This window comes from Prauserella rugosa, from assembly GCF_000719975.1.
Classification (GTDB): Bacteria; Actinomycetota; Actinomycetes; order Mycobacteriales; family Pseudonocardiaceae; genus Prauserella; species Prauserella rugosa.
The window spans coordinates 1-26,639 of record NZ_JOIJ01000010.1 but is presented as its reverse complement, the minus strand read 5'-3'; the positions used below and the strand labels follow the sequence as shown (position 1 = coordinate 26,639).

At 69.2% G+C, this 26,639-nt stretch carries 23 protein-coding genes; 12 read left to right on the top strand and 11 right to left on the bottom strand.

Going from position 1 to position 26,639, the window contains the following annotated elements; translation table 11 throughout:
• Window positions 1-9 precede the first annotated feature (9 nt).
• From sdhA to sdhC, 3 genes are read right to left on the bottom strand one after another with little or no spacing between them, the layout of a single operon-like run.
• Window positions 10-1,800, bottom strand: a complete 1,791-nt coding sequence (gene sdhA, locus IF64_RS0115170; RefSeq protein ID WP_030532768.1) for a succinate dehydrogenase flavoprotein subunit — start codon at window positions 1,798-1,800, stop codon at window positions 10-12.
• Window positions 1,801-1,823: 23 nt separating this feature from the next.
• Window positions 1,824-2,237: a succinate dehydrogenase hydrophobic membrane anchor subunit gene (locus IF64_RS0115165; RefSeq protein ID WP_030532767.1), complete on the bottom strand. Its 414-nt coding sequence runs from the start codon at window positions 2,235-2,237 to the stop codon at window positions 1,824-1,826.
• Window positions 2,237-2,683 (bottom strand): succinate dehydrogenase, cytochrome b556 subunit, encoded by a 447-nt coding sequence (gene sdhC, locus IF64_RS0115160; protein WP_030532766.1) that lies wholly within the window; start codon window positions 2,681-2,683, stop codon window positions 2,237-2,239. Before sdhC ends, IF64_RS0115165 begins: the two co-directional genes overlap by 1 nt.
• 550 nt (window positions 2,684-3,233) lie before the next feature.
• Here sdhC and IF64_RS0115155 point away from each other — a divergent pair.
• From IF64_RS0115155 to IF64_RS0115125, 7 genes are all read left to right on the top strand, one after another.
• The gene (locus tag IF64_RS0115155; RefSeq protein WP_030532765.1) at window positions 3,234-4,349 is read left to right on the top strand and encodes a BMP family lipoprotein; all 1,116 of its coding nucleotides are present in this window, start codon (window positions 3,234-3,236) and stop codon (window positions 4,347-4,349) included.
• 218 nt (window positions 4,350-4,567) lie between these two features.
• Window positions 4,568-6,109 carry an ABC transporter ATP-binding protein gene (locus IF64_RS0115150; RefSeq protein ID WP_030532764.1) on the top strand — a complete coding sequence of 514 codons (1,542 nt, stop codon included), beginning with the start codon at window positions 4,568-4,570 and terminating at the stop codon, window positions 6,107-6,109.
• Window positions 6,106-7,200 carry an ABC transporter permease gene (locus IF64_RS0115145; RefSeq protein ID WP_030532763.1) on the top strand — a complete coding sequence of 365 codons (1,095 nt, stop codon included), beginning with the start codon at window positions 6,106-6,108 and terminating at the stop codon, window positions 7,198-7,200. The genes IF64_RS0115150 and IF64_RS0115145 overlap by 4 nt, the downstream gene beginning before the upstream one ends.
• 8 nt (window positions 7,201-7,208) lie before the next feature.
• Window positions 7,209-8,459: an ABC transporter permease gene (locus IF64_RS0115140; protein ID WP_145600859.1), complete on the top strand. Its 1,251-nt coding sequence runs from the start codon at window positions 7,209-7,211 to the stop codon at window positions 8,457-8,459.
• Window positions 8,456-8,848 carry a cytidine deaminase gene (locus IF64_RS0115135; RefSeq protein ID WP_030532761.1) on the top strand — a complete coding sequence of 131 codons (393 nt, stop codon included), beginning with the start codon at window positions 8,456-8,458 and terminating at the stop codon, window positions 8,846-8,848. The genes IF64_RS0115140 and IF64_RS0115135 overlap by 4 nt, the downstream gene beginning before the upstream one ends.
• Before the next feature lie 42 nt (window positions 8,849-8,890).
• Window positions 8,891-9,640, top strand: coding sequence for a VOC family protein (locus IF64_RS0115130; protein WP_051757882.1), 750 nt, complete (start codon window positions 8,891-8,893; stop codon window positions 9,638-9,640).
• Window positions 9,637-10,938, top strand: coding sequence for a thymidine phosphorylase (locus IF64_RS0115125; RefSeq protein ID WP_030532759.1), 1,302 nt, complete (start codon window positions 9,637-9,639; stop codon window positions 10,936-10,938). The genes IF64_RS0115130 and IF64_RS0115125 overlap by 4 nt, the downstream gene beginning before the upstream one ends.
• Before the next feature lie 90 nt (window positions 10,939-11,028).
• Here the strand turns inward: IF64_RS0115125 and IF64_RS0115120 are convergent, their stop codons facing one another.
• Entirely contained in the window at window positions 11,029-12,084 is a 1,056-nt protein-coding gene (locus IF64_RS0115120) for a hypothetical protein (protein WP_036876807.1), read from the bottom strand.
• A gap of 311 nt (window positions 12,085-12,395) precedes the next feature.
• Between IF64_RS0115120 and IF64_RS0115115 the strand changes: the two genes are divergently transcribed.
• From IF64_RS0115115 to IF64_RS0115105, 3 genes are all read left to right on the top strand, one after another.
• Window positions 12,396-13,490, top strand: coding sequence for an adenosine deaminase (locus tag IF64_RS0115115; RefSeq protein WP_030532757.1), 1,095 nt, complete (start codon window positions 12,396-12,398; stop codon window positions 13,488-13,490).
• 125 nt (window positions 13,491-13,615) lie between these two features.
• A complete protein-coding gene (locus tag IF64_RS0115110; RefSeq protein WP_030532756.1) occupies window positions 13,616-14,245 on the top strand; it encodes an HAD family hydrolase in 630 nt (209 codons plus the stop codon).
• Window positions 14,246-14,302: 57 nt separating this feature from the next.
• Entirely contained in the window at window positions 14,303-15,505 is a 1,203-nt protein-coding gene (locus IF64_RS0115105; protein WP_030532755.1) for an MFS transporter, read from the top strand.
• A 12-nt stretch (window positions 15,506-15,517) separates the two neighbouring features.
• Here the strand turns inward: IF64_RS0115105 and IF64_RS0115100 are convergent, their stop codons facing one another.
• Window positions 15,518-16,768, bottom strand: a complete 1,251-nt coding sequence (locus tag IF64_RS0115100; RefSeq protein ID WP_030532754.1) for a hypothetical protein — start codon at window positions 16,766-16,768, stop codon at window positions 15,518-15,520.
• A 214-nt stretch (window positions 16,769-16,982) separates the two neighbouring features.
• Between IF64_RS0115100 and IF64_RS0115095 the strand changes: the two genes are divergently transcribed.
• Window positions 16,983-19,502 (top strand): DEAD/DEAH box helicase, encoded by a 2,520-nt coding sequence (locus IF64_RS0115095; protein WP_030532753.1) that lies wholly within the window; start codon window positions 16,983-16,985, stop codon window positions 19,500-19,502.
• Between the two features lie 168 nt (window positions 19,503-19,670).
• Here the strand turns inward: IF64_RS0115095 and IF64_RS0115090 are convergent, their stop codons facing one another.
• The 6 genes from IF64_RS0115090 to IF64_RS0115065 form a co-directional block, all read right to left on the bottom strand.
• Window positions 19,671-20,168 (bottom strand): hypothetical protein, encoded by a 498-nt coding sequence (locus tag IF64_RS0115090; protein WP_030532752.1) that lies wholly within the window; start codon window positions 20,166-20,168, stop codon window positions 19,671-19,673.
• A gap of 254 nt (window positions 20,169-20,422) precedes the next feature.
• The gene (locus IF64_RS0115085; RefSeq protein ID WP_030532751.1) at window positions 20,423-21,289 is read right to left on the bottom strand and encodes an aldehyde dehydrogenase family protein; all 867 of its coding nucleotides are present in this window, start codon (window positions 21,287-21,289) and stop codon (window positions 20,423-20,425) included.
• Complete coding sequence (locus tag IF64_RS0115080) at window positions 21,282-22,715, bottom strand: aldehyde dehydrogenase family protein (protein ID WP_030532750.1); 1,434 nt, start codon at window positions 22,713-22,715, stop codon at window positions 21,282-21,284. Before IF64_RS0115080 ends, IF64_RS0115085 begins: the two co-directional genes overlap by 8 nt.
• Complete coding sequence (gene deoC, locus IF64_RS0115075; RefSeq protein WP_030532749.1) at window positions 22,715-23,668, bottom strand: deoxyribose-phosphate aldolase; 954 nt, start codon at window positions 23,666-23,668, stop codon at window positions 22,715-22,717. The genes IF64_RS0115080 and deoC overlap by 1 nt, the downstream gene beginning before the upstream one ends.
• A complete protein-coding gene (locus IF64_RS0115070) occupies window positions 23,655-24,650 on the bottom strand; it encodes a serine hydrolase domain-containing protein (protein ID WP_051757881.1) in 996 nt (331 codons plus the stop codon). Before IF64_RS0115070 ends, deoC begins: the two co-directional genes overlap by 14 nt.
• A gap of 290 nt (window positions 24,651-24,940) precedes the next feature.
• Window positions 24,941-25,612: a DUF1707 SHOCT-like domain-containing protein gene (locus tag IF64_RS0115065; RefSeq protein ID WP_030532747.1), complete on the bottom strand. Its 672-nt coding sequence runs from the start codon at window positions 25,610-25,612 to the stop codon at window positions 24,941-24,943.
• 227 nt (window positions 25,613-25,839) lie between these two features.
• Between IF64_RS0115065 and upp the strand changes: the two genes are divergently transcribed.
• Window positions 25,840-26,463 (top strand): uracil phosphoribosyltransferase, encoded by a 624-nt coding sequence (upp, locus tag IF64_RS0115060; protein WP_030532746.1) that lies wholly within the window; start codon window positions 25,840-25,842, stop codon window positions 26,461-26,463.
• The last annotated feature ends 176 nt before the right edge of the window (window positions 26,464-26,639 follow it).

Genomic DNA, 26,639 nt, shown 5'->3' with positions numbered 1-26,639 from the left:
CAGTACGCATCAGTACTTCCGCTCCATGGGCTCGTACCGGGTGAAGACCACCGGCTTGTAGTCCAGCCGGATGTCCGAGGTGAACCCGGTGAGACCCAGCGGCGCGTCCGGATCCTCCTTCTCCGGCAGGATCTTGTAGGACATCGAGTGCCGCATGAAGTTGGTGTCGTCGCGGTCCGGGTAGTCCTCGCGGGCGTGGCCGCCGCGGGACTCCTTACGCGCGAGGGCCGCGTTCACCAGCATCTCGGCCAGGTCCAGCAGGAAGCCCAGTTCGATGGCCTCGAGCAGGTCGGTGTTGTACCGCTTGCCCTTGTCGTGCACCGCGATGCGGCCGTAGCGCTCCTTGAGCGCCTGCACGTCGGACAGGGCCTGCTTGAGGGTGTCCTCGGTGCGGTACACCGCCGCGTTGGTGTCCATCGTCTGCTGCAGCTCGGTGCGGATGTCGGCGACCCGCTCCCCGCCGTGGGCGGTGCGCAGGTGCTCGACCATGCCCTCGACCATCTTGGCCGGGTTCTCCGGCAGCTCGACGTGGTCGGTGCCGTTCGCGTACTCCGCGGCGGCGATGCCGGCCCGGCGGCCGAACACGTTGATGTCCAGCAGCGAGTTGGTGCCGAGGCGGTTCGACCCGTGCACCGACACGCACGCCACCTCGCCCGCGGCGTACAGGCCGGGGATGACGGTGTCGTTGTCCTTGAGCGCCTCGCCCTTGACGTTGGTCGGGATGCCGCCCATGGCGTAGTGCGCCGTCGGGTACACCGGCACCGGCTCGTGCACCGGGTCGACGCCCAGGTAGGTGCGGGCGAACTCGGTGATGTCCGGCAGCTTGGTCTCGAGGACCTCCTCGCCGAGGTGGGTGCAGTCGAGGTAGACGTAGTCCTTGTGCGGACCGGCGCCGCGGCCCTCCAGCACCTCGAGCACCATCGACCTGGCGACGATGTCGCGCGGGGCGAGGTCCTTGATCGTCGGGGCGTAGCGCTCCATGAAACGCTCACCCGACTCGTTCCGCAGGATCGCGCCCTCGCCGCGGGCACCCTCGGTGAGCAGGATGCCCAGACCGGCAAGACCGGTCGGGTGGAACTGGTAGAACTCCATGTCCTCCAGCGGCAGGCCCTTGCGCGCGTAGATGCCCATGCCGTCACCGGTCAGGGTGTGCGCGTTGGACGTGGTCTTGAAGACCTTGCCGAAGCCGCCCGTGGCGAACACGATCGACTTGGCCTGGAAGACGTGGATCTCACCGGTCGCGAGCTCGTAGGCGATCGCGCCGGAGGCGACCTCCTCGCCGTTCTCGTTCTTCGACAGCGTGACGTCGAGGACGTAGAACTCGTTGAAGAACTCGATGCCGTGCTTGACGCAGTTCTGGTACAGCGTCTGCAGGATCATGTGACCGGTGCGGTCGGCCGCGTAGCAGGCCCTGCGCACCGCGGCCTTGCCGTGGTCACGCGTGTGGCCGCCGAAGCGCCGCTGGTCGATCTTGCCTTCCTCCGTGCGGTTGAACGGAAGGCCCATCTTCTCCAGGTCGAGCACCGCGTCGATGGCCTCCTTGGCCATGATCTCCGCGGCGTCCTGGTCGGTCAGGTAGTCGCCACCCTTGACGGTGTCGAAGGTGTGCCACTCCCAGTTGTCCTCTTCGACGTTGGCCAGGGCGGCGCACATGCCGCCCTGAGCCGCGCCGGTGTGGGATCGCGTCGGGTACAGCTTGGTGAGCACGGCCGTGCGGGAGCGCTGACCGGCTTCGATCGCCGCGCGCATGCCGGCGCCACCAGCTCCGACGATCACCACGTCGTACTTGTGGAACTGCATGAGAAGTCTCCGTGTGGTGGGGGTCAGGCGGCGATGTTCGGGTCGAACGTGAAGATCACCAGGGTGCCGAGCACGAGGATGACGGCCATCGAGACGTAGAGCAGCATCTTCAGCCAGAAGCGCGTGGCGTCCTTACGCGCGTAGTCGTCGATGATCGTGCGCAGCCCGTTGCCGCCGTGCAGCTGTGCCAGCCACAGCATCGCCAGGTCCCAGAACTGCCAGAACGGCGAGGCCCAGCGGCCGGCGACGAACGCGAAGTTGATGCGGTGCACGCCGCCGTCGAGGATGTTCATGATGAACAGGTGGCCGAGCACCAGGATCACCAGCGCGAGACCGGAGATCCGCATGAAGGCCCAGCTGTAGAGCTCGAAGTTGTTGCGGCGAGCGGCCGGGCGCCGCGGGGAACGCGGCTTGTCGAGAGTCAGCGATTCGGTCATCAGTGGCCGCCTCCGAACAGTTCGCTCACCGTGCGCTCGAGCATGAAGTAGGTGCCCGGGATCATCACGACGACCCAGATGCCGAGGGTGGTCCACAGCATCGGGCGCTGGTACTTGGGTCCCTTCTCCCAGAAGTCGACCAGGATGACACGGAGGCCGTTGAGCGCGTGGAAGAGCACGGCGCCGACGAGACCCACCTCGAGGAGGTTGACGAACGGTGTCTTGTAGGTCTCGATGACCTCGTCATAGGCGTTCGGGGAGACCCTGACGAGCGCCGTGTCGAGCACGTGCACGAACAGGAAGAAAAAGGTGAGCACCCCGGTAACGCGATGCGCTACCCAGGACCACATGCCGGGGTCGCCGCGGTAGAACGTCCCGCTCCGGCGTGAGGCGCCCGCCCGATCACTCGCACTGGCCGCCGTGGCAGTGCTCGCAGTGGTGGACATCGGTGTACGGCCCTCCAACGTCACTGATGGACTTCGCCGCCCGGCTCTGACCGCGACTTTTTCGAGGTCATTCTGGTCCGAGCGTCATATACGCGCCGAATGCTAGACCCGCCGGTCATACCGGGCTCAACCTCGGGTTCCCAGCTGTGATCGACCAGACACCGGGGACATAAGCCCTAGCGCAGGCCCAGGCCACCCGGGCGTCGCCGTGGTCACAGTCGTGGTCACACCATCGCGTGCACTTCCCCAAGGTGCTCCCGAGGGCCCCATGGTTGCGTTGAGCGCAACCATGGGGCCCTCGGGAGTGCACTCGCGACGTTCGTTGGTGACGCTGAGTGAATACTCCGGGGCACAATCGGAGTCACGGTTGCGGCAACTTAAACATTTGGGTTACGCGGGGTGCCGAACGGCTGCCGTGGAGGTCACGCCAGCGGTACGGTTCGCCAGTCCGCCCGAGTACCGGGCACACAATCTTCGGTCCGTCCGCGAACAGCGGGGAGGGAGTATCACCGTGCGGCGAAAGCGTGGTGGAGCGCTGGCGGCTATCGCCATGGCCGGCGTGCTGACGATGGCGGGTTGCGCCAAGGATTCCGGTGGCGACAGCGAGGCGGCGGGCGGCGACGGCGGTGGCGCCGCCGGCAGCTGCGTCACCGAGGAGGCGCCCGCCGCTCCGCAGGGCGGCCAGCAGAGCGAGAGCAAGCGCAAGACGGACGTCGACGCCAGCGACCTGAAGGTCGGCCTCGCCTTCGATGTCGGCGGCCGGGGTGACGCCTCGTTCAACGACGCCGCTGCTGCGGGCGTCGACGACGCGGTCAAGCAGCTCGGCGCGGAGAAGGGCAACGAGAGCCCTGCCGCGGGCAACGAGTCCGAGGCGGCGAAGGAACAGCGCCTCGAGCAGATGGCCAACCAGGGCAACAACCCGATCATCGCCGTGGGCTTCGCCTACGCCGAGGCCGTCGGCAAGGTCGCGCGGAAGCACCCCGACACCCAGTTCGCCATCGTCGACGACGACTCGGTGAACGCGAAGAACGTGACTCCGCTGGTGTTCGCCGAGGAGGAGGGCTCGTTCCTGGCGGGCGTGGCCGCGGCGTACAAGAGCTCCGAGTGCCAGGTCGGCTTCGTCGGCGGGGTCGAGACCCCGCTGATCCAGAAGTTCCAGGCCGGTTTCGAGCAGGGCGTCGAGGCCGCGGGCGGCGACAACATCGAGGTGCGCAGCGAGTACCTCACCCCGGCCGGTGACATCAGCGGCTTCAACGACCCCGGCAAGGCCAACGTCAAGGCCAAGTCGATGATCAGCCAGGGCGCCGACGTGATCTTCCACGCGGCGGGCGCCTCGGGTAAGGGCGTGTTCGAGGCCGCGGCCGCCGAGGACGCGCTGGCCATCGGTGTCGACTCCGACCAGTACGAGCAGAAGACGCTCTCGGACGTCAAGGACGTCATCGTGACCTCGATGCTCAAGAAGGTCGACGTCGCGGTGTACGACTACATCGCCGCCGTGGCCGAGGGCTCGACCGACGACCTGCCGGAGCGGTTCGACCTGTCGGTGGACGGTGTCGACTACTCCAGGTCCAATTCGGACATCGAGGACGTGAGCGACGAGCTCGACGCTTACAAGCAGGCCATCGTCGACGGCAAGATCGACGTTTCGGACAAGCCGCAGAGCTGAGGTCCGGACAACCTTCAGCCGATGTGGGGCTCGCAGGCGGCCGTCGTCTGCGAGCCCCACCTGCCGTTTCCGGCGGTTTTGCACCGCGGCGACGGCCCCATCTGCTTTGATGCCGGTCGCGGCCCCTTACCCGGCACCGACGACGCGGCGGGGACCACTTGGAAGTTCCGCTGCCGCATCCGCACATCAGCCCCTGCTCGAGCAAGGCGAAAGAACAGATGACCGAACCGGAACCGGTGGTCGAACTCACCGGGATCACCAAACGCTTCCCCGGCGTGGTGGCCAACTCCGACGTGCACCTGGCCGTGCGCGCGGGTGAGGTCCACGCCGTGTGCGGCGAGAACGGCGCCGGAAAGTCCACGCTGATGAAGATCCTGTACGGGATGCAGCAGCCGGACGAGGGCACCATCAAGGTCGGCGGCGAGGTCGTGGAACTGCGCAACCCGCAGGACGCGATCAAGGCCGGCATCGGCATGGTGCACCAGCACTTCATGCTGGCCGACAACCTCACCGTGCGCGAGAACGTGCTGCTCGGCGCGGAGGGACTGCACGGCATGGGGCGTAAAGCCCGTGCCAGGCTGACCACGTTGGCCGAGCAGACCGGCCTGCACGTCGATCCGGACACGCTGGTCGAGAACCTCGGCGTGGCCGACCGGCAGCGGGTCGAGATCGTCAAGGTGCTCTACCGCGGCGCGCGGATCGTCATCCTCGACGAGCCGACGGCGGTGCTCGTGCCGCAGGAGGTCGACGCGCTGTTCGAGACGATCCGCAGCATGCAGGCCGACGGGTACACGTTCCTGTTCATCTCGCACAAGCTCGACGAGGTGCGGACGATCGCCGACGAGGTGACGATCATCCGGCGCGGGACGACCGTCGGCACGGTGGACCCGGCCACGGTCAGCAGCCACGAACTGGCCGAGATGATGGTGGGTTCGCAGTTGCCGAGCCCGGAGACCCGCGAGTCGACGGTCACCGACCGCGAGGTGCTGCGCGTGACCGAGCTGCGCCTCGATGCCGAGGACAGCGACCGCGCGGTGCTGGACGACGTGACGTTGTCGGTGCGCGCGGGCGAGATCCTGGGCATCGCCGGTGTCGAGGGCAACGGGCAGACCGAACTGGTCGAGACCGTCATGGGGATGCGGAAGGCCTCGGCGGGCACCGTGGAGCTGATCGGTGAGGACGGGCAGCTGCGGGACATCACGCGGCTCGGCACGCTCGCCAGGCGCGAGGCGGGCATCGGCTACATCGCCGAGGACCGGCACCGGCACGGCCTGTTGCTGCGCCAGCCGTTGTGGTCGAACCGGATCCTCGGCTATCAGACGCGCAAACCCGTTTCCAACGGTCATCTCATCGATCCGGCCGCGGCGCGGGAGGACACCGAGCGCATCGTCGAGGAGTACGACGTGCGCACCCCGGGGGTCGACGTGCTCGCGGGTGCGCTGTCGGGCGGTAACCAGCAGAAGCTGATCGTCGGCAGGGAGCTGTCGGGGGAACCGACGCTGCTGATCGCGTCCCATCCGACGCGTGGGGTCGACGTGGGTGCGCAGGCGCTGATCTGGGAGCAGATGCGCCAGGCGCGGCACAACGGACTGGCGGTGCTGCTCATCTCGGCCGACCTCGACGAGCTGATCGGACTGTCCGACACGATTCGCGTGATGCTGCGCGGCCGCTTGGTGAGCGAGGCCGACCCGGCGACGGTGACGCCGCAGGAGCTGGGCTCGGCGATGACGGGGGCGGGGACGCAGGAGGAGGCCGCATGATCAACTGGCGGACCGCTCTGCTGCCTCCGGCGCTGGCGATCGTGTTCTCGATGCTGTTGTCGTCGGTGGCCCTGCTGATCTCGGGTGCGAATCCGCTCGAGGCGTTCGGGACGATGGCGGCGCAGCTGCTGCACGGCAACACGGCCGTGGCGACGGTCAATCTGGCGATCGTCTACTACCTGGCCGGCCTCGCCGCGGCGATCGGCTTCCAGATGAACGTCTTCAACATCGGTGTGGAGGGCCAGTACCGGTTCGCCGCGGTGGTCGCGGCGATCGTCGGTGCGGCGATGAAGCTTCCCCCGGTGCTGCACGTGATCGTGATCCTGGTGGTCGCGATGTTCTCGGGCGCGTTGTACGCGCTGCTGCCGGCGTTGCTGAAGGTGTATCGCGGCGTCAGCGAGGTGATCACGACGATCATGCTGAACTCCATCGTGTTCGGCATCGTCGCGTTCCTGATCAATCCCGAGCAGTTCGGTGTGCTGCACGGCAACAACGTCTCGACCGAGCAGATCGCTCCGTCGGGCCGGATCCCCGGCATTCCGCTCGGGGACGCGGGCACGGTGTTCGGTTTCGTCGTGATCGCGGCGGCGCTCGGATACGGCTACTGGTTCATGTTGCGCCGCACGCGGTTCGGGTTCGAGCTGAAGGCCAGTGGCGAGTCGGCGACGGCGGCGGCCGCGGGCGGGGTCAGCGCGAAGAAGATGACGCTGGCGGCGATGCTGATCTCGGGTGCGGTCGCGGGCCTGATCGCGATGCCGGAGTTGCTCGGCCGCGACTACGTCTACGCGATGACCTCGACCCAGGGGTACGGCTTCACGGGGCTGGCCGTCGCGCTGCTCGGCAGGAACCACCCCGCGGGTATCGCGTTCGGCGCGCTGCTGTGGTCGTTCCTCGACCGTTCGGCGGTGTCGCTCGAGTCGCTCGGGATTCCCAGTGAGATCGCGACGATCATGCAGGGCACGATCGTCCTGTCCGTCGTGGTGGCCTACGAGATCGTGCGCCGCGCCGACCTGGCCGCCCAGCAGCGGCGGGTCGGCAGGGCGGGCCGTAACGGCTCGCCCGCGACCGTCGCGGAAGGAGGTGCGGTGTGACCTCGGTGATGGAGACCCCGGCGCCCGCGTCCGGGCAGAGGTCCTCGCGCAGGATTCCCGGTTGGGCTCGCGGCGTGCTGTGGGCGGTCGTGGCGATCGGCGTCTTGTCGACGACGTCCTATCTGACCGACATGCCGCTGCTGACCTCGAGCGACACGTCGCAGACGGCGCTGCGGCTCGCGCTGCCGATCCTGTTGGCTGCGTTGGGTGGTCTGTGGGCCGAGCGCGCGGGTGTGATGAACATCGGCCTCGAGGGCATGATGATCCTCGGCACCTGGGGCTCGGCCTGGGGTGCGTACTACGGCGGCGTGTGGGTCGGACTGGCCGCCGGCATCCTTTTCGGACTGTTGGGCGGACTGCTGCACGCGGTGGCGGTCGTGACGTTCAACGTCAACCACATCGTCTCCGGTGTGGCGATCAACCTGCTGGGACTGGGTGTCGCGCAGTATCTGGCGACGCTGGTGTTCGAGCCGCTCTCGGGCAACCCGCGGGAATCGCCTCCGGTGGCGAAGTTCGACACCTACTCGGCGACGTTCCTGTCGGACTGGCTCGGTGCGCTGGAGAACGAGCAGCGGGTCGTGCTGTCGGACGTCGCGGGGTTGTTGCGCGGTCTGGTCACCCAGGTCTCCCCGTTGGCGATGCTGGCGCTGCTGCTGGTGCCGGTCAGCTATCTCGTGCTGTGGCGCACGCGGTTCGGGCTGAGGTTGCGCTCGTGCGGGGAGAGCCCGGTCGCGGCCGAGTCCCTCGGCGTGAACGTCTATCTGCACAAGTACATCGCGGTCGCGGTGTCGGGCGGGTTCGCCGGCATGGGCGGTGCGTCGCTGGTGCTGTTGGAAGGCGGCGCGGACTATCTGGAGAACCAGGTCAACGGCCGCGGGTACATCGGCCTCGCCGCGATGATCTTCGGTAACTACCGGCCCAGCGGTCTGCTCGGTGGTGCGGCGCTGTTCGGCTACTCCGACGGTCTGCAGCTCTCCGGCGGAGGTACCGCCGTGCTCGCGCTCTGCTACGGCGCGGTACTGCTGCTGGCGGTGATCGTCGTGGTGCAGCTGATCAAGCGGAAGTGGTTCGCCGCGGCCGGTGCCGCCGTGGGTGCGGGGATCCTCTACTGGATCTACTGGACCAACGACGAACTGCCGAGCGACCTGATCCCGTACACGCCGCACTTCGTCACGATCATCGTGCTGGCGGTGGCTGCGCAACGGTTGCGGGTGCCGAAGGCGATCGGCAAGCAGTACCGGCGTGGGGAGGACTCGTGAGCGAACCCGACTGGGAGTCGCTGAGGGCCGAGGCGGTGCGTGCGGCCGCACTGGCGTACGCACCGTATTCCGGCCTGCACGTCGGGGTCGCCGGGCTCGTGTCCGACGGCCGGGTCGTGACCGGGTGCAACGTGGAGAACGCCTCGTACGGGGTCGGACTGTGTGCCGAGTGCACGATGGCGGGGCAGTTGCGGCTGTCCGGGGGCGGCTCGCTCGTGGCGGTCGCGTGCCGCGGCGGTTCGGGCGAGTTGCTCATGCCGTGCGGCCGGTGTCGGCAGATCCTCTACGAACACGGCGGCCCCGAGTGTCTGCTCGACACCCCGAGCGGCATCCTGCCGATGTCCGCGGTGTTGCCGGACGCGTTCGGACCAGCGGATCTGCCGGCCTGAAAACGGATGCCGGCGCACGCCGTTCCGTGACAGGATCGGGTGATGCGACTCGAGGACATCGTGTGGGACGCCCGAGAGCCGCGGCGACTCGGCGGGTTCTGGGCGGAGGCGCTCGGCGCCAAGGTCATGCTCGACGAGCCGGACATCGTGGAGGCGCGCGTCCAGCTGTCCGACGAGGTGTTCCTCGATCTGTGCTTCCCTCGGGTGGACGAGCCGTCCGCCGCACCGACGCGGCTGCATCCCGACCTGCGGGGCGGGCCGCATCAGACGGAGATCGTCGAGCGGCTGCTCGGTCTCGGCGCGGTCCACGCCGACATCGGACAGGGCGACGTGCCGTGGACGGTTCTCGCCGACCCCGAGGGCAACACGTTCTGCGTGACGGACGAGCGCGACTGCTACGCCGCCGGTTCCGGCCCGATCGCCGCGTTGCCGCTCGACAGCGCCGACCCCGAACGCGACGCCCGGTTCTGGGCCGCGATCACCGGGTGGGTTCCGTGTGCCGGCAGCGGCGACATGCCCGCGTTGCGGCATCCCGACGGTGTCGGCCCACTGCTCGAACTGTGTCCCGAACCGGAACCCTCGCGGGGTAAGAACTCGCCGCATCTCGACGTCCGGCCCGCCGCCGGTGAGGACCTCGTCGCACGGGCAACGGCGCTCGGTGCTCGCCGCGTCGTCGGCTACGACGGATACCCGTGGCAGGTCTTCACGGACCCGTCCGGCAACGAATTCTGCGTCCTGGAGGCTCCCGCGATGTTGCCGGATGCGGCCGGACAGGCCAATCTTCCGGAATGACCGTCAGGGAACCCTTCGCCGCCGTCGACGTCATCCGTGCCAAGCGGGACGGCGGCACGCTGACGTCCGAACAGATCGACTGGGTCATCGACGCCTACACCCGCGGCGTGGTGTCGGAGGAGCAGATGGCCGCGCTGGCGATGGCGGTGTTCCTGCGCGGCATGGACACCGCCGAGACGGCGCGCTGGACCGGCGCGATGATCGACTCCGGCGAGCGGCTCGCGCTGCACGTCTCGCGGCCGACGGTCGACAAGCACTCCACGGGCGGTGTCGGCGACAAGATCACCCTGCCGCTGGCTCCGCTGGTGGCGACGTGCGGCGCGGCGGTGCCGCAACTGTCCGGCCGCGGTCTGGGGCACACCGGTGGCACGCTCGACAAGCTCGAGTCCATCCCCGGCTGGCGCGCGCAGTTGTCGGCGGTGGAGATCGGACGGCAGCTCGACGAGGTCGGTGCGGTCGTGTGCGCGGCGACCGACACGCTCGCGCCCGCGGACCGCAAGCTGTACGCGCTGCGCGACGTGACGGGCACGGTCGAATCGGTTCCCCTGATCGCCAGCTCGATCATGAGCAAGAAGATCGCCGAGGGCGCAGGCGGCCTCGTGCTCGACGTGAAGGTCGGCAGCGGGGCGTTCATGACGTCGATCGAGCGGGCGCGGGTACTCGCGAGGACCCTCGTCGACATCGGTACCGCGCACGGACTTCCCACTCGGGCCGTGCTGACCGACATGTCGACCCCGTTGGGTGCGGCCGTCGGCAACGCGATCGAGGTCGCCGAGGCGGTGGACGTGCTCCGCGGCGAGGGGCCCGAGGACGTCGTGTCGCTGACGGTCGCGCTGGCCCGCGAGATGTTGGCGCTCGCCGGGCACGGCGACGTCGATCCCGCGCCGGTGCTCGCGTCGGGCAAGGCGTACGAGACGTGGTGCCGGATGATCAGCGCGCAGGGCGGCGATCCGGAGGCACCGCTGCCGACGCCCGCGCACGTGCACGTCGTGGAGGCACCCGACACCGGTGTGCTGACGACGCTGGACGCCTACGCGGTGGGCGTGGCGGCGTGGCGGCTCGGGGCAGGCAGGGCGCGCAGGGAGGACCCGGTGCAGGCGGCTGCCGGCGTCCGGTGCCTGGCGAAACCGGGGGAGCACGTCGAGGCCGGACAGCCGCTGTTGGAGCTGCACACCGACACCCCGGACGCCGTCCCCGCCGCGCTGGCGGCTCTGGAGGGCGCCGTCGAGGTGTCGGAGAGCGCCGCGGAACGCCCACCGTGGCCCGCGACCCCGGTCCTGGAAACGATCCGCTCCTGACCCGCACACGAAGAAGCTCCCAAGGGCCCCATGGTTGCGCTGAACGCAACCATGGGGCCCTTGGGAGCTCTGAAACCCCGAGGGGCGGTGTCAGTCGTCCGCGTCGTCGGGGGACGAGCCGTTGTTCTTGGCCTTCGCGTCGGCCTTCTGCCTGCTGCCGCCGTTGCGGCGACGCGGCTGCCGCGGCGCGGGCGGCTGCACGGCCACGGTCTGCGGTGCGGGTCCGCCGCCGAGCATGAGCTCCGCGAACGTCGCCATCGCCTCGTCGAGCTGACCGCCGATGCGGCGCACCGACTCCTCGCCGCTCTTCTGCACCACCGAGGTGACCTCGTCGCTGTCCGGCTGCTTCGACAGCGTCGACTCGACGCCGGCGAAGCCGGAGCGCACGGAGCCGTCCAGGTCGCCGATGCGGCCCGTGACGTCGTCCTCCACCTTGTCGACCCGCGTGCTGAGGTCGTCGAGCTTGCCCGTGACCTGCTCGAGGCGCTCGGCCAGCTTCTCGAGCCGCTCGGTCGGGTCGATGGCCTCCGCCGTCTCCGACACGGTGGTCTTGACGGTCTCGGTCGAGGCGGTGATCCGCTCCTTGGCGTCGGACTCGAGCCGCTCGAGCCGCTCCTTGAGCCCGGTCTCCAGCGCGTCGATGCGCTCCCGCACGGGCGTGCCGACCGTCGTCGGCATCGCGTCGAGCTTGTCGTCCTGCTTGCTCAGGTGCCCGCCGAGTTCGTCGATGCGGCGGTGGATGTTCTCGAGCTTGTCCTCGAGACCGTCCATCCGGCCCGCGACGGCCTCGAACTTCGCCGCGACACCCTCGAGCCTGCCGTCCAGCTGCGCGAACGGCTTGGCGAGTTTGTCGACGATCGCCTCGACCGAGCGGCCCAGCTCGGCGATCGCGTTGTCCTGGGCCTCCATGCGCGTCATGGCCTCGTCGAGCCGCTCGGCCAGCACGCCGACCTCGGTACGGTCGGGCAGCTCGGACAGGCGCTTGCGCACCGCGCCGAGGGAGTCGACCGGAGCGAGACGGGCGTAGATGTCGTCGAGCGCGTCGAAGATCTGCTGCTGTTCGCTCTCTCGGACCTCGGCCGCGCGCACCAGCATGTTGCGCATCCGGTCGAAGGACGGAGCTGCGAGTTGGTTGTCAGTCGTCACTGCGGTGTCCTTCATCGGCGGGGAAAAGGATGGGACGTGTTCGGCAGCCTATCCATCGCCGGAATGGCGCGGCTAGCGCCCCCGGGAAATTGCGCGTGACATCGCGTCCGTTCGTCTCGGTATCGCCTTCGCCGCACCCCGCTGCCCCGCGAAAACAACGAAGCGGTCAACCGTTTGCGGACGGGTCGCGGGAGTGGTTCGGCAGGCTGGTTCGGGAGGTTAGGCGGGTTCCGACGAAAGTCGCCCGGAGGCCATCTCGGCGTCGCTGCGGGTCCGCTCGCGGGCAGGCCGCGGGAGAGTAGTGTCACTACATGGACACCACAAGTGCCCCGAGCAGGGAAGAACTACGTCAGGCCCCGAAGGTTCTGCTCCACGATCACCTGGACGGCGGCTTGCGTCCCCGCACCGTCGTCGAGCTGGCGGACAGCACCGGTTACGACGGGCTTCCGACCACCGACGTCGACGAACTCGGCCGCTGGTTCACCGAGGCCGCGGACTCGGGCTCGCTGGAGAAGTACCTCGAGACGTTCGCGCACACCTGCGGCGTGATGCAGACCGAGGACGCGCTCGCGAGGGTCGCCGCGGAGGCGGTCGAGGACCTGGCCGACGACGGGGTCGTCTACGCCGAGCTGCGCTACGCCCCCGAGCTGTTCGTCGAACGTGGGCTGTCACTCGATGCGGTGGTGAGGGCTGTCAGCGACGGCATCACGGAGGGTGAACGCAAGGCGAACGCCGCGGGCCACCGGATCCAGGCGCGCCAGCTGCTCTGTGCGATGCGCCAGCATGCGCGCGCCTCGGAAATCGCCGAACTCACCATTCGGCATCGCGATTCCGGGGTCGCCGGTTTCGATATTGCGGGACCGGAGGCCGGCTACCCGCCCACGCGAAATCTCGACGCATTCGAGTACATGCGTTCCAACAATGGCCATTTCACCATTCACGCGGGCGAGGCTTTCGGCCTGGCGTCGATTTGGGAGGCCATTCAGCACTGCGGTGCGGAACGGCTCGGACACGGTGTGCGGATCGCCGACGACGTGAAGATCTCCGCGGACGGTGAGGTCGGGCTCGGCAGGCTCGCCGCCTATGTGCGGGACCGGCGGATCCCGCTCGAGCTGTGCCCGTCCTCGAACGTCCAGACGGGAGCGGCGAGTTCGATCGCCGAGCATCCGTTCGGCTTGCTCGCGAAGCTGCGTTTCCGGGTCACGGTCAACACCGACAACCGGTTGATGAGCGGCTGCTCCATGTCGTCGGAGTTCGCGGCGCTCGTCGACGCCTTCAGCTACGACTGGGCCGATCTTCAGTGGTTCACGATCAACGCGATGAAATCCGCGTTCATGGATTTCGATCAGCGGCTCGACGTGATCAACAACGTCATCAAGCCCGGCTACGCGGCGCTGATGGCGTAGCCGCCACGCGACTTTCCCCGCCCGGCGGCCTGCCCGTCCGCGCCCGGCCGGGCGCGGACGGGGGCGGACGGGAGTGAGGAAATCCGTTCGTGTCAGCCGGTGGGAGTCGGCTACATTGCGTCGCGATGACGCGACTCCACCTGTTCGACATGGACGGCACGTTGATCCACGGGTCGGCCGCGGCGATCGAGTTGTCGAAGCAGATCGGGGTCGAGGCGGAGATCCTCGACCTCGAACGCGCCTTCGCCGACGGGCTGCTCGAACCCGGCGAGTTCGCCCGCCGCGCGCACGCGCTGTGGAGCGCGCTCACCGAGGACCACGTGGTCGCCGCGTTCGACGGTGCGCCGTGGCTCGAGGGCATCCGCGAGACCTGGGCCGACATCCGGGCGCGCGGTGAGCACTGCGCCGTCATCTCGATCTCGCCGAACTTCTTCGTCGAGCGCCTGCTTCCATGGGGTGCCCACGCCGCGCACGGTTCCCCGTGGCCGGCCGTGCCGTTCCGGGAACCGGTCGACCCCGCGGGTATCCACACCCCCGATTCCAAGGTGCGGATCGCCGACGAGCTGTGTGCGGCCTTCGGGGTGACCAGGGCCGACTGTGTCGCCTACGGCGATTCGTGGTCCGACGTGGCCCTGTTCGGCAGCGTGCCGGTGTCGGTTGCGGTCAACGCGGACCACCACGTCGGCGACCTGGCGACCCACGCCTACACGGGCCGTGATCTTCGTGAGGCCCATTCGCTCGCTTGTGAAGGTTAGCCACGCAAACTAAGGTCCACCATCCAGGATCTTCGTCTTGAATGGTGGGAGCCAGACATGGTGGGAGCGGGCGAGGCGCAGCGCTCCGGCAGCAGGCTCCGATGGCGCATCCTCGCGCTCGGACTCAGCGCGCAGACCGCGAGCTGTGCGTTCCTGTTCGGCATCCCCTTCCTCGTGCCCGCGATGCAACGCACCGAGCACCTCACGCTGAGCCAGGCGGGCACCGTCGTCGTTGCACCGAGCGTCGGACTGTTGCTGACGCTGATCCTCTGGGGCGCGGCCGCCGACCGTTACGGCGAACGCGTCGTCATGGCCCTCGGTCTCGGCGCCTCCGGGCTGTTCCTGCTCGCCGCGGGACTGGCGACGACGACGCTTCCGGTGCTGTTCGGCCTGTTCGTCGCGGCCGGGGCGTGCACGGCGTCGGTCAACGCCGCCAGCGGACGGGTCGTCATGGGCTGGTTCGACGCAGGCGAACGCGGCGTCGCGATGGGCATCCGGCAGACGGCCCAGCCGCTCGGGGTCGGGATCGCGGCGCTCGCACTGCCCCCACTCGCCGAGTACGCGGGGTTCCGCGCGGCGATGCTGTTCCCGGCCTGCTTCGCGCTCGTCGTCGCGGTGCTGGTGGCCTGGCTGGTGGTCGATCCACCGAGGCCGGAGGTCGACCGTTCCCGGCCGGTGAAAGCGCCGTCGCCCTACCGCTCCGGTTCGTTGTGGCGGGTGCACGGCGCCAGCGCTCTGCTCGTGGTGCCCCAGTTCGCCGTCTCGGCGTTCGCACCGGTGTATCTGGTGACGGTGCAGGGATGGAGTGCGCTCGCGGCGGGCTGGTTCCTCGCCGTCCTGCAGGGACTCGGCGCGCTCGGCAGGTTGGCCGCCGGGTACTGGTCGGACCGGGTGGGCAGCAGACTCCGTCCGATGCGGACGCTGGCCGTGGCGAGTGCGCTGGTGATGCTGCTGTTGGCCGGCGGCGACGCGTCCTGGTCCTGGCTGGCGGTCGCGGCGTTGACCCTCGCCGCGGTGATCACCGTCAGCGACAACGGACTCGGATTCACCGCCTCCGCCGAACTCGCGGGCATCAGCTGGGCAGGCCGCGCGATGGGCGTGCAGAACACGACGCAGAACCTGGCCGCCGTGCTCACCCCGCCGCTGCTGGGCCTGGTGATCGGCGACAGCCGCTATGCACTGGCGTTCTGCGTGGCCGCGGTGTTTCCCGTGCTGGCCATCTGGTTCACCCCGGTGCGGAGCGAACGTCCGCCCGGCTGAGCGGGACCCGCGTCAGTTGACGTGGAGGCGTTCCTCGAAGTCCTCGACGAGGCGACGCCACGTCTTCTGCTCGTCGTCGAACGGTCCACTCGGGGCGAGCCGGGTGGGGTCCGGCTTGAGGATGTACGACACGAGCCAGCCGAGCCGCTCCGACGAACCGAGCGTCTCGCCCACGGTCTCGTCCCCGGACCAGTCGGCCGCGTCGGTGAGCAGCTCGACGGCCAGCTCGAGCTGGGTGGGGTCGACCGAATCGGGCCCCTCGGCCAGGTCGGAGTCGAGATCGGCCAACACGTAGGTGTTGTCCTGGTCGACGTCGATCTCGAGTTCGCCGGCCGTGGCCGCGGTCAGCACCTCGTCCCATGTGGACACGTCGGCCAGTTCGCTGTCGGCGAGCTCTCCCGGGTCGGCGAGCTTGCGGGCCAGCGCCTTCGGAGAGGTGAACACCTCGATGGTGCCGTCCGAACCCAGGAACACCGGGTCGTCGTCGAGGTAGCAGCGCAGCGTGTAGTACGAGGCGTTGGACAGGACGATCTTGATCGGGTCGATGCCGACCTCGCCCCAGAAGCCGAGCTCCTCCTCCTCGTCGCCGGAGTCGTCGTCGCCGACCGCGTCGATCTCCTCCTCGTCGGAGTCCACACCGGCCTCGGCCTCCGCGGACTCCTCGTGGAACGCGGCGAGCTCCTCGGCGGTCGTGTCGAGCGTGGCCGCGTCGACGTCCGGCACCGTGACCAGGTCGTCGATCGTGTCGAGGATCGTGTCCCACTTCTCGGAGACCGTCGCCGACAGGTCGTCCCACAGCTTGTTGCCCTCGCGGCCGCTGAACGGCAGCGTGCCCTGGTCCAGCAGCGAGAACCCCTCGCAGCTGTCGAGGACCTCGTGCACCTCGTCGAGCTCGCACACGTCGGCGAGCGACCGGACGATGGCGACGATCTCGGCCAGTTCGGACAGGGTCCACGAGTCCGGGTTCTCCGCGACCATCTCCGGCACGCCCACGAGGTCGTAGGAGTGGTCGTCGTCGGGGATCAGCTCGGGGACGTTGAGCGCGGGCACGGTCTCCCACGCCGGGTGGTCGACGAGGTCGTGCTGCTCGGCGGTGCGCACGTAGGCGGCCAGGTGGGCGGCGTCGGGGAAGGCGTACAGGTCCTCCTCGTCGCCGAGGAAGGCTTCCCACTCCTCGCCGTCCTCCCGCCATCGCGGCGCCCACAGGGTGACGAGATCGCCCTGCGGCAGCCCGAGCTCGATCGGGATGATGTCCTGTGCCATTACTTCCTCCGCCACAACCTGATACGCCCGTTCGGCCCGGTGATTCACCCACCTCGGGCGCGCCATGCAGCCTACGGGTTCCGCGCCGTCTCCGCGATCACCCCTCACCGGCCGAAAGTCGCGACGGCACGGCCACCGGCGTGCGACTCCGAGCGGGGCGGCGCCGTGGCCCGCCTCCGACCGCGGAGGCGGCATCAGAGACCCTTGGGTCACGATGACTGATTCCCTTGCCGACCTGGTACCCGCCGATGCCGATCCGGACACGCTGTTCGAGGCGTTCTCCACCTGGACCCTGGAGCGTGGCATCGAGCTGTACCCGGCGCAGGAGGAGGCGCTGATCGAGGTCGTCTCCGGGGCCAACGTCATCCTGTCGACCCCGACCGGCTCCGGGAAGAGCCTGGTCGCGACGGGTGCGCACTTCGCGGCGCTGGCCAGGGGCGTACGCAGCTACTACACGGCGCCGATCAAGGCCCTGGTGTCGGAGAAGTTCTTCGCACTCGTCGAGACGTTCGGTGCGGACAACGTGGGCATGATGACCGGCGACTCGGCGGTCAACCCGGACGCGCCCATCATCTGCTGCACCGCCGAGATCCTGGCGAACATCGCGCTGCGCGACGGTGCCGACGCCGACGTCGGCCAGGTGGTCGCCGACGAGTTCCACTTCTACTCCGACCCCGACCGCGGCTGGGCCTGGCAGGTGCCGCTGATCGAGCTGCCGCGTGCACAGTTCGTGCTCATGTCGGCCACGCTCGGCGACGTCTCGTTCTTCGAGAAGGACCTGACCCGGCGCACGGGCCGCGAGACCGCCGTCGTGACGTCCGCCGAGCGGCCGGTACCGCTGACGTTCCGCTACGCGATGACGCCGCTTCACGAGACCGTGACCGAACTGCTGTCCGGGGGACAGGCGCCGGTCTACATCGTGCACTTCTCCCAGGCGGCGGCGATCGAGAGCGCGCAGGCGCTCGTGAGCATCAACGTCACCACGCGCGCGGAGAAGGATGCGATCGCCGAGGCCATCGGCGACTTCCGCTTCTCGGCGGGCTTCGGCAAGACGCTCTCGCGGCTCGTGCGCGCCGGGATCGGGGTGCACCACGCGGGCATGCTGCCGAAGTACCGCAGGCTGGTCGAACAGCTCGCGCAGGCGGGGCTGCTGAAGCTCATCTGCGGCACCGACACGCTCGGCGTGGGCATCAACGTGCCGATCAGGACGGTCGTGCTGTCGGCGCTGACCAAGTTCGACGGCACCCGCCAGCGGCACCTCAAGGCGCGCGAGTTCCACCAGATCGCGGGCAGGGCGGGACGTGCGGGTTACGACACCGACGGTTACGTGGTGGTCCAGGCCCCCGAGCACGTCATCGAGAACGAGAAGGCGCTGCAGAAGGCCGGCGACGACCCCAAGAAGAAGCGCAAGATCACGCGCAAGAAGGCGCCGGAGGGGTTCGTCAACTGGACCGAGACGACCTTCGAGAAGCTCATCGCCGCCGAGCCGGAGCCGCTGACGTCGAGCTTCACGGTGACGCACTCGATGCTGCTCAACGTGATCTCCCGGCCCGGCGACGCGTTCGCCCACATGCGACACCTGCTGACCGACAACCACGAGGACCGGCCCGCCCAGCGCAGGCACATCCTCCGTGCCATCGCGATCTTCCGTGCGCTGCTGGCGGCCGGGGTCGTCGAACGGCTGGACACCCCCGACGCCGACGGCAGGCGGGTGCGGCTCACCGTGGACCTGCAGTTCGACTTCGCGCTGAACCAACCCCTGTCCCCGCTGGCGCTGGCGGCCATCGAACTGCTCGATCCCGAGTCGCCGAGCTACGCGCTCGACGTGGTGTCCATTGTGGAGGCCACGGTGGACGACCCGAAGCAGATCCTGTCGCAACAGCGGTTCAAGGCGCGCGGCGAGGCCGTCGCCGAGATGAAGGCCAGCGGTGTCGAGTACGACGAGCGGATGGACCTGCTCGAGGAGGTCGACTACCCGAAGCCGCTCGAGGAGCTGCTCGAGGGCGCGTACGAGACGTATCGCCAGGGGCATCCGTGGGTCGCCGACTACCGGCTCTCCCCGAAGTCCGTGGTGCGCGACATGTACGAGCGGGCGATGAACTTCGTCGAGTACATCGGCCACTACAACCTCGCGCGGTCCGAGGGCGTGCTGCTGCGGTACCTCGCCGATGCCTACGACACGCTGCGGCGCACCGTGCCCGACGACGCCAAGACCGAGCCGTTGACCGATCTGATCGAGTGGCTCGGGGAACTGGTGCGGCAGGTCGACTCGAGCCTGCTGGACGAGTGGGAGGCACTGCGTCATCCCGGTGAGGACGGCGGGGCGTTCGAGGCCGCACCGGCGTTGCCCGACGGGCCGCCTCCGGTCACGCGCAACGAGCGGGCGTTCCGTGTGCTGGTGCGCAACGAGATGTTCCGCCGCGTCGAGCTCGCCGCGCGCGAGGCCTACGACGTGCTGGGCGAACTCGACGACGGCTGGGATGCCGACGACTGGGCCGACGCGCTCGACGAGTACTTCGCCGAGTACGAGGAGATCCGCACCGGCCCCGACGCCCGCGGCCCGGCGATGCTGATGATCGACCAGCAGCCCGAGGTGTGGAAGGTCCGGCAGATCTTCGACGACCCCGAGGGCGACCGTGACTGGGGCATCAGCGCCGAGGTCGACCTCGGCGCCTCCGACGAGGCGGGCACCCCGGTCATCCGCATCACCGACGTGGGCCCCCTCACCACCTGACCCCGTGTTGCGCTTTCAGGGGCGCGTGTTGCGCGTTGGCGAGCCCGTGTTGCGTCCCCGGGGGCGCGTGTTGCGCTTTCGGGGACCCGTGTTGCGTCTTGGCGAGTCCGTGTTGCGCCTTCGGGGTCGCGTGTTGCGGATCGAGGGACCCGTGTTGCGGATTCGCGCTCAGCACCCGCCGCAGTTGTGGAACGTGACGTCCCAGTGGTTGCTCTCGAGGTAGTAGACGTTGCCGGAGGCGGACTCCCACTTGCTGCCGCCGATCGAGGTGAACGTGTTCTGCACGTAGCTCGTGAGGCAGTCCGAGAGCGAGAAGTCGAGCTTGTAGCCGTTCCAGTGGCTGTACGTGCCGTCCGCGTGTCCGGTTTCGGTGCCGCCGGTGACGTTCAGCGCGCAGCCACTGGCCGACTTCAACGTTTCGGCCCCCTGAACGGTGGCCAGGTTGACCTGTTCGAACGAGGTGCACGTCGGGGTGTTGCGGTCGCTGCAACCGCCACTGGAACTCCAGGTGATGCCCGCGCTCTCGAAGCGCGACGCGGCGTCGGCGTGGGTCAGCTTCGTCTGGGTGGCCTCGAACGGCGTCGCCTGAGCCGTGCCTGCACCGAGTAGTGTGACGGCGGCTGCTGCCGCGCCAGCCGTGAGGATGCGCAGTGATGGGCGTCTCATGACATGCAGCGTAGGGACGATTCACCGACTGCAGGAGCGACCTTGGTAGGGATTTTCATCCGGACCTCGGCCGGGCGCGACGTGCACCGGGGCGCCCGGAAACCCCAACACGGAACCCTGAGGGCGCAACACGCGGCCCCAGATCTGCAACACGTGCCCCCGGGGACGCAACACGGGCTCGCCAACGCGCAACACGCGGCCCCAGATCTGCGACACGCGCACCCGAGGGCGCAACACGCGCACCCAGGGGCGGGTTACGCGCCCTTGGGGTGCCAGACGGTTTTCGCCTCGAGGTAACGGCGGAGCCGGGAGATGTCCGGACGCTGCGTCCAGTCCGGTTCGGCGTCCGGTACGCGAAGCACGCGTTTCACCGTGCCGGACGCCGCGCGGGCGATGTCCACACGCGACTCGGCGCTCGCGCCGGTCGGGTCGATCGCGTTGACGTCGGCGTGCGAGGCGAGCCACGGCCCGAGCTCGTCCGCACGTCCGGTGAGGACGTTCGCGACCCCACCGGGAACGTCCGATGTCGCCAGGACCTCCGACAGCGTGATGGCCGGCAGCGGCCGGTCGGCGCTGCTGACCACCACCGCGGTGCACCCCGTCGCCAACACCGGGGCGAGCACGCTCACCAGGCCGAGCAGCGACGACGACTGCGGCGCGAGCACGCCGACGACACCCGTCGGCTCCGGCACGGTGAACGAGAAGTACGGCCCCGCAACGGGATTCGCCGCACCGAGGACACTCGCCACCTTGTCGGTCCAGCCTGCGTACCACACCCACCTGTCGATCGAGGCGTCCACAACGGACGATGCGTCGGCGGCGGAGATGCCTTCGCACGCCGACACCTCCGCGGCGAACTGGGCCCGGCGGCCCTCGAGCATCTCGGCGACGCGGTACAGCACCTGACCGCGGTTGTACGCCGTCGCACCGGACCACCCGCCGAACGCCTTCCGCGCAGCCGACACCGCGTCGCGCACGTCCTTGCGCGAGGCGTGCGAGGCGTTGGCGAGAAAGGCCCCGGAGGCGTCGGTCACCGGGTACGTCCGCCCGGACTCCGAACGCGGGAACTTGCCTCCGATGTAGAGCTTGTACGTCTTCGCGACACTCACGCGGTCAGACATCGAGGTACGCCTCCAGTCCGGTGCGGCCGCCCTCGCGGCCGAAGCCCGACTCCTGGTAACCACCGAACGGTGCGGCGGGGTCGAAGCGGTTGAACGTGTTGGCCCACACCACGCCTGCGCGCATGCGGTCGGCCAGCCACAGGATGCGCGAGCCCTTCTCGGTCCACAGGCCCGCCGAGAGCCCGTACGGCGTGTTGTTGGCCTTCGTGACCGCCTCGTCCGGGGTGCGGAAGGTGAGCACCGACAGCACCGGCCCGAAGATCTCCTCGCGGGCCACGCGCATCGACTGTTCGACCCCCGACAGCACCGTGGGTGCGAAGAAGAAGCCGCGTTCGGGCAGTTCACAGGGGCTCGTCCAGCGTTCGGCTCCGTCGGCCTCGCCGGACGCGGTCAGTTCGCGGATCTTCGCCAGCTGCTCGGCGGAGTTGATCGCGCCGATGTCGGTGTTCTTGTCGAGCGGATCGCCGAGTCGCAACGTCGACATCCGCGCGCGCAACTTGCCGAGCAGTTCCTCGGCGATCGACTCCTGCACGAGCAGCCGTGAGCCCGCGCAGCAGACGTGGCCCTGGTTGAAGAAGATGCCGTTCACGATGCCCTCGACGGCCTGGTCGAGTGGGGCGTCGTCGAACACGACGTTCGCCGCCTTGCCGCCGAGCTCGAGCGTCAGGCGTGTGGCCGTCCCGGCGAGCGCGTGCTGGATCTCCTTGCCCACGGCCGTCGACCCGGTGAACGCGATCTTGTCGACACCCGGGTGGCGCACCAGCGTCGACCCGATGTCGCCCGCACCGGGCACGATGTTGACCACGCCCGCGGGGAGTTCGGCCTGCTGGCAGATCTCGGCGAACACCAGCGCGCTCAGCGGTGTCGTTTCGGCCGGTTTGAGCACCACCGTGTTCCCGGTCGCCAGCGCGGGCGCGATCTTCCACGCCAGCATCAGCAGCGGGAAGTTCCACGGGATGATCTGGCCGGCCACACCCAGCGGCTTCGGGTCCGGCCCGTAGCCCGCGTAGTCGAGCTTGTCGGCCCAACCGGCGTGGTAGAAGAAGTGCGCGGCGGCGGTCGGGACGTCGGAGTCCCGCGACTCCTTGATCGGCTTGCCGTTGTCGAGGGTCTCCAGCACGGCCAGTTCACGGGAGCGTTCCTGGATCAGCCGTGCGATGCGGAACAGGTACTTGGCCCGCTCGGCACCCGGCATCGGCCCCCACACCGTGTCGAACGCCGTCCTCGCCGCGCGCACGGCGATGTCCACATCGGACGCCGAAGCCGTGCCGACCTCGGCGAGGGGCTCCTCGGTCGCCGGGTTGATCGACGTCAGCGGGTCGCCTCCGCCGTCGACGAACGCGCCGTCGATGAACGGCCGGTAGGCCGGTTGCAGATTCGCCAGGTCGCGCGATTCGGGCGCGGGCGCGTACTCCCACACGCTCATCAATCCACCGCCACGTAGTCGGGGCCACTGTAGTGACCGTCGTGCTGGGTGCGCCGCTGCAACAACAGGTCGTTCAGCAGGCTGGACGCGCCGAACCGGAACAGCGACGGCGTCAGCCATTCCTCGCCCGCCACCTCGTGGACGGCCACGAGGTACTTGATCGCGTCCTTCGTGGTGCGGATGCCGCCCGCGGGTTTGACGCCGCGCAGCTGTCCCGTTGCGGTGTACCAGTCCCGGACGGCCTGCAGCATCACGTGTGTGACGGGAAGGGTCGCCGCGGGGGAGACCTTGCCCGTGGACGTCTTGATGAAGTCGCCGCCCGCCAACAGACCGAGCCACGACGCGCGGCGCACGTTGTCGTAGGTCGCCAGCTCGCCGGTCTCGAGGATCACCTTCAGGTGCGCCTCGCCGCACGCCTCCTTCACGGCGCGGATCTCGTCGAACACGAACCCGTAGCGCCCTTCGAGGAACGCGCCCCTGTCGATCACCATGTCGACCTCGGTCGCGCCCGCCTCCACCGCGAGGCGCACGTCGGCGAGTTTGACCTCGCGGCTCGACCGTCCGGACGGGAACGCCGTCGCCACGCTCGCCACACCGATGTCCGTGCCGCGGAGTGCCTCCACCGCGGTCGCGGCCATGTCCGGGTAGACGCACACCGCGGCGACCGGGGGAGTGTCCGGCCGGTCCGGGTCGGGCCTGCGTGCCTTCGCGGCCAGCGCGCGCACCTTGCCGCGGGTGTCGGCGCCCTCGAGCGTGGTCAGGTCGACCATCGAGATCGCGGTGTCGATCGCCTGGAGCTTCGCGGCCTTCTTGATGCTGCGGGTGCCGAGACTCGCTGCCCTGGCCTCCACCCCGACCTGGTCCACACCGGGAAGACCGTGCAGGAACCGGCGCAGGCTCGTCTCGTCGCGGGTGGCGTCGGCGAGTGCGTCCGGCGAACTAGCTGTTGCCATGACGGTGAGGGTAGCCGCCCTGCTGCGGCATCGGGGGCTGATCGGCGACGGCCGTCGCCGATCCCGCCTGCGAGGCGATCCGCGGCTGTGTGTCCTCGCCGCACAGGGCCGTTGTCAGGACTCCGAACACCGCGCCGGCGGTCTCCGGCGGAGCCGTCATGTTCTGGTTGACGGTCAACGTCATGCCCGCGTCGCCGTCGGGGCGGTGGAGACTGAGCGTTCCCGATCCGGGCAACGAGCCGTCGTGTCCCCACGCCTCGCCGCACCCCTTGCCCAGCGACATCCGGTAGATGCCGAGACCGTAGTCGTAGCCCGCGTACGCGCCGTCCGGTGTCGTCGCGGGCACGGTGTCGGTCATCTCCCTGAGCATGTCCGGGCTGAGCAGCTCACCGCCGAGCAACGCGTCGAAGAACCGGTTCACGTCGTCGGCGGTCGAGACCATGCTGCCGGCGCCGATGTAGCGCGAGTAGTCGTATTCGGTGAGGTCGGCGCGGCCCGCCGCGCCGGGCACGAACGGGAAGCTGCGCATCGACGCGGTGTCCGACAACTGCAGTGGACCGGTGATGCGCTCGTCCAGTGCCGTCTCGAACCGCTGGCCGGTGACCTTCTCGACCAACATGGCCAGGACCGTGTAGCCGACGTTCGAGTACGCCCACGACGTACCGGGCCGAAACTGCAGCGGACGATCAGTGCTCGCACGTACGAGGCGTTCCGGGGTGTAGGCCTCGAACCGCTCGGTACCGATCTCGGGAAGCGTTTCCCACGTCAGGTGCGGCGGAAGGTCGCGCAGCAGGCCGCTCGTGTGCTGCAGGAGCTGGCGGACGGTGATCGGCTCGGAGTAGGGCAGCAGCCCCGGCAGGTGCTCACCAACGGTGTCGTCGAGGCCGATGCGGCCCTCGTCGGCAAGCTGGAGCACGAGTGTGGCCGTGAACGGTTTGCTGATGCTGGCGATCCGGAACCGGCCGTCCGGATCGCCGGTCACGCTTGGTCCACAGGTTGCCGACGCCGCTGCCGCCCCGCCACGTTCCGGCGTCGCCGTCGGCCGCGGCGAGCGCACCGGGCACGCCGGTCGCGGTGACGTCGCCCGAGTGCCGCCTTTAACCGGTCGTTCTCGTCCGCGCCTGCTCGCGCGGTGTGCGGTGGGGTCTCGGGGCCTGCTGTCGCCGATGCGAGCGCCGTGACGACACTGCCCCCGATCAGGATCACGGCCAGTGCGGTCAGGATGCGGCGCGTGCCGCCGGGTGCCGCGTGCATGTTTCCCCCAGATTCGCGCTACTCGAGTTCCTTGTTCTTCTTCCGCTGCTTCTTCTCCCGCGAGACGCGCCTGACCTCGACCCCGCCCCAGAACGCCAGGCCGTTGACCTTCACCACGGGGGCAGCGTCCGGGACCTCGTCCTCGGGTGCGGCGCTCTTCTTGTCGACCTTGTCGAACGCGCCCATCAGCCCCACGCCGCTGACCTGGACGTGCACGTCGTCGGGCACGATCACGTCGATCCCGGCCATGATCGCCACCGCCGTGATCGTCACCTCCCGCTCGGCGAACCGGGCCTCCCGCAGGTCGATCTCCACCCCGCCCCAGAAGGCGAAGCTGTTGTGCTGGCGCGGGACCACCCAGGGACCCTTGCGGTCGGCGCCGGACATGATCGCGATCGACGTCGCCGAACCGGGCCTGCCGCCGATCCTGCTCTCCGGGGAACGACTCGACGTCGTGGCCGGCGGGTTCCTCCCCTCGACGGGAGAGACGGTGTCCGGCAGATCGACCAGCACGGGCTCGAGCTCGCCGAGCGTCTTCGCCGCGTACACGGTGCCGAGTCGCTCGTCGAGTTCGGCCATCGTGATGCGGCCGTCCCCCATGGCCTTGTGCAGCTGCTGTGCGACGCGTTCCCGGTCGTCGTCGGAGGCGCGCAGCTGTTTCGGATCCACGGGCCCAGGCTGTTCCGTCATGGCCCCTCACCTTAGGGCCTGCGGAGGTCGCATCGCGCCGTTGATCTCGGTTTCGACGGCGTGCTCGGCGGAGTTCGTGACGACGTGTTCGGTGGCGGGTGTGGTGGCGGGCGTTGGTGCCGGGCACGGGTCGGTGGTCCCGGGGCCGGCGGTCCGGGGTGACGTGGCGGGTCCGGTCGTCCCACCACCGGCTCCGACGAGGCACTTCCCGCCGTACCCTCCTGGGTATGCACGTCGAGGTCATCGAACATCCGCTCGCCCGCGCCCGCCTCTCCACGATGCGCGACGCACGGACCGACAGCGCCGCGTTCCGCGCCGCGCTGCACGAGCTCACCGTCATGCTCGTCTACGAAGCCATGCGCGAGGCGCCCCTGGTGACCGACCGGATCCACACCCCCGTGGCGCTCACCGACGGCTACCGCCTGGCGGCGCCGCCGTTGCTCGTCCCGGTCCTGCGAGCCGGGCTGGGGATGGCCGACCAGGCGCACAAGCTGATCCCGGACGCCCAGATGGGTTTCGTCGGGCTGGCCAGGGACGAGGAGACGCTGAAGCCGACGCCCTACATGGAGTCGCTGCCCGAATCGCTCGCCGACCGTCCCGTGTTCGTCCTCGACCCCATGCTCGCCACGGGCGGATCGATGGAACACACCATCCGGCTCCTCACCGGTCGCGGAGCCACCGACGTCACCGCCGTGTGCGCGCTGGCCGCCCCCGAGGGACTGGAGTTGCTCGAGAAGGCCGACCTTCCCGTCCGCGTCGTGACCGCGTCCGTGGACGAGCGCCTGAACGACTCGGGCTTCATCGTGCCGGGCCTCGGCGACGCCGGCGACCGCCAGTACGGGACCGTCTGAGGCATGATCAGCTTCTGACCTGGGCTTTCGTCAAAAGGGGACCCCCCTGTTTTCGGGGGTTTCGGCCACGTGTAATGTTCTCTTCGTCGCCAGGGAGACCGGGCAGACGAAAGCCGAAAGGCCGAGTCGCAAGCCCCGGGTTACCAGGCGAGGGGACATGAACCAAGCTCCCACGC

Excerpts from the sequence above, each read along its gene's own strand:
- sdhA (WP_030532768.1), bottom strand. The coding sequence starts at position 1,800 with ATGCAGTTCCACAAGTACGACGTGGTGATCGTCGGAGCTGGTGGCGCC.
- IF64_RS0115165 (WP_030532767.1), bottom strand. The coding sequence starts at position 2,237 with ATGACCGAATCGCTGACTCTCGACAAGCCGCGTTCCCCGCGGCGCCCG.
- sdhC (WP_030532766.1), bottom strand. The coding sequence starts at position 2,683 with ATGTCCACCACTGCGAGCACTGCCACGGCGGCCAGTGCGAGTGATCGG.
- IF64_RS0115155 (WP_030532765.1), top strand. The coding sequence starts at position 3,234 with ATGGCCGGCGTGCTGACGATGGCGGGTTGCGCCAAGGATTCCGGTGGC.
- IF64_RS0115150 (WP_030532764.1), top strand. The coding sequence starts at position 4,568 with ATGACCGAACCGGAACCGGTGGTCGAACTCACCGGGATCACCAAACGC.
- IF64_RS0115145 (WP_030532763.1), top strand. The coding sequence starts at position 6,106 with ATGATCAACTGGCGGACCGCTCTGCTGCCTCCGGCGCTGGCGATCGTG.
- IF64_RS0115140 (WP_145600859.1), top strand. The coding sequence starts at position 7,209 with ATGGAGACCCCGGCGCCCGCGTCCGGGCAGAGGTCCTCGCGCAGGATT.
- IF64_RS0115130 (WP_051757882.1), top strand. The coding sequence starts at position 8,891 with ATGCGACTCGAGGACATCGTGTGGGACGCCCGAGAGCCGCGGCGACTC.
- IF64_RS0115125 (WP_030532759.1), top strand. The coding sequence starts at position 9,637 with ATGACCGTCAGGGAACCCTTCGCCGCCGTCGACGTCATCCGTGCCAAG.
- IF64_RS0115115 (WP_030532757.1), top strand. The coding sequence starts at position 12,396 with ATGGACACCACAAGTGCCCCGAGCAGGGAAGAACTACGTCAGGCCCCG.
- IF64_RS0115110 (WP_030532756.1), top strand. The coding sequence starts at position 13,616 with ATGACGCGACTCCACCTGTTCGACATGGACGGCACGTTGATCCACGGG.
- IF64_RS0115105 (WP_030532755.1), top strand. The coding sequence starts at position 14,303 with ATGGTGGGAGCGGGCGAGGCGCAGCGCTCCGGCAGCAGGCTCCGATGG.
- IF64_RS0115100 (WP_030532754.1), bottom strand. The coding sequence starts at position 16,768 with ATGGCACAGGACATCATCCCGATCGAGCTCGGGCTGCCGCAGGGCGAT.
- IF64_RS0115095 (WP_030532753.1), top strand. The coding sequence starts at position 16,983 with ATGACTGATTCCCTTGCCGACCTGGTACCCGCCGATGCCGATCCGGAC.
- IF64_RS0115090 (WP_030532752.1), bottom strand. The coding sequence starts at position 20,168 with ATGAGACGCCCATCACTGCGCATCCTCACGGCTGGCGCGGCAGCAGCC.
- IF64_RS0115085 (WP_030532751.1), bottom strand. The coding sequence starts at position 21,289 with ATGTCTGACCGCGTGAGTGTCGCGAAGACGTACAAGCTCTACATCGGA.
- IF64_RS0115080 (WP_030532750.1), bottom strand. The coding sequence starts at position 22,715 with ATGAGCGTGTGGGAGTACGCGCCCGCGCCCGAATCGCGCGACCTGGCG.
- deoC (WP_030532749.1), bottom strand. The coding sequence starts at position 23,668 with ATGGCAACAGCTAGTTCGCCGGACGCACTCGCCGACGCCACCCGCGAC.
- IF64_RS0115065 (WP_030532747.1), bottom strand. The coding sequence starts at position 25,612 with ATGACGGAACAGCCTGGGCCCGTGGATCCGAAACAGCTGCGCGCCTCC.
- upp (WP_030532746.1), top strand. The coding sequence starts at position 25,840 with ATGCACGTCGAGGTCATCGAACATCCGCTCGCCCGCGCCCGCCTCTCC.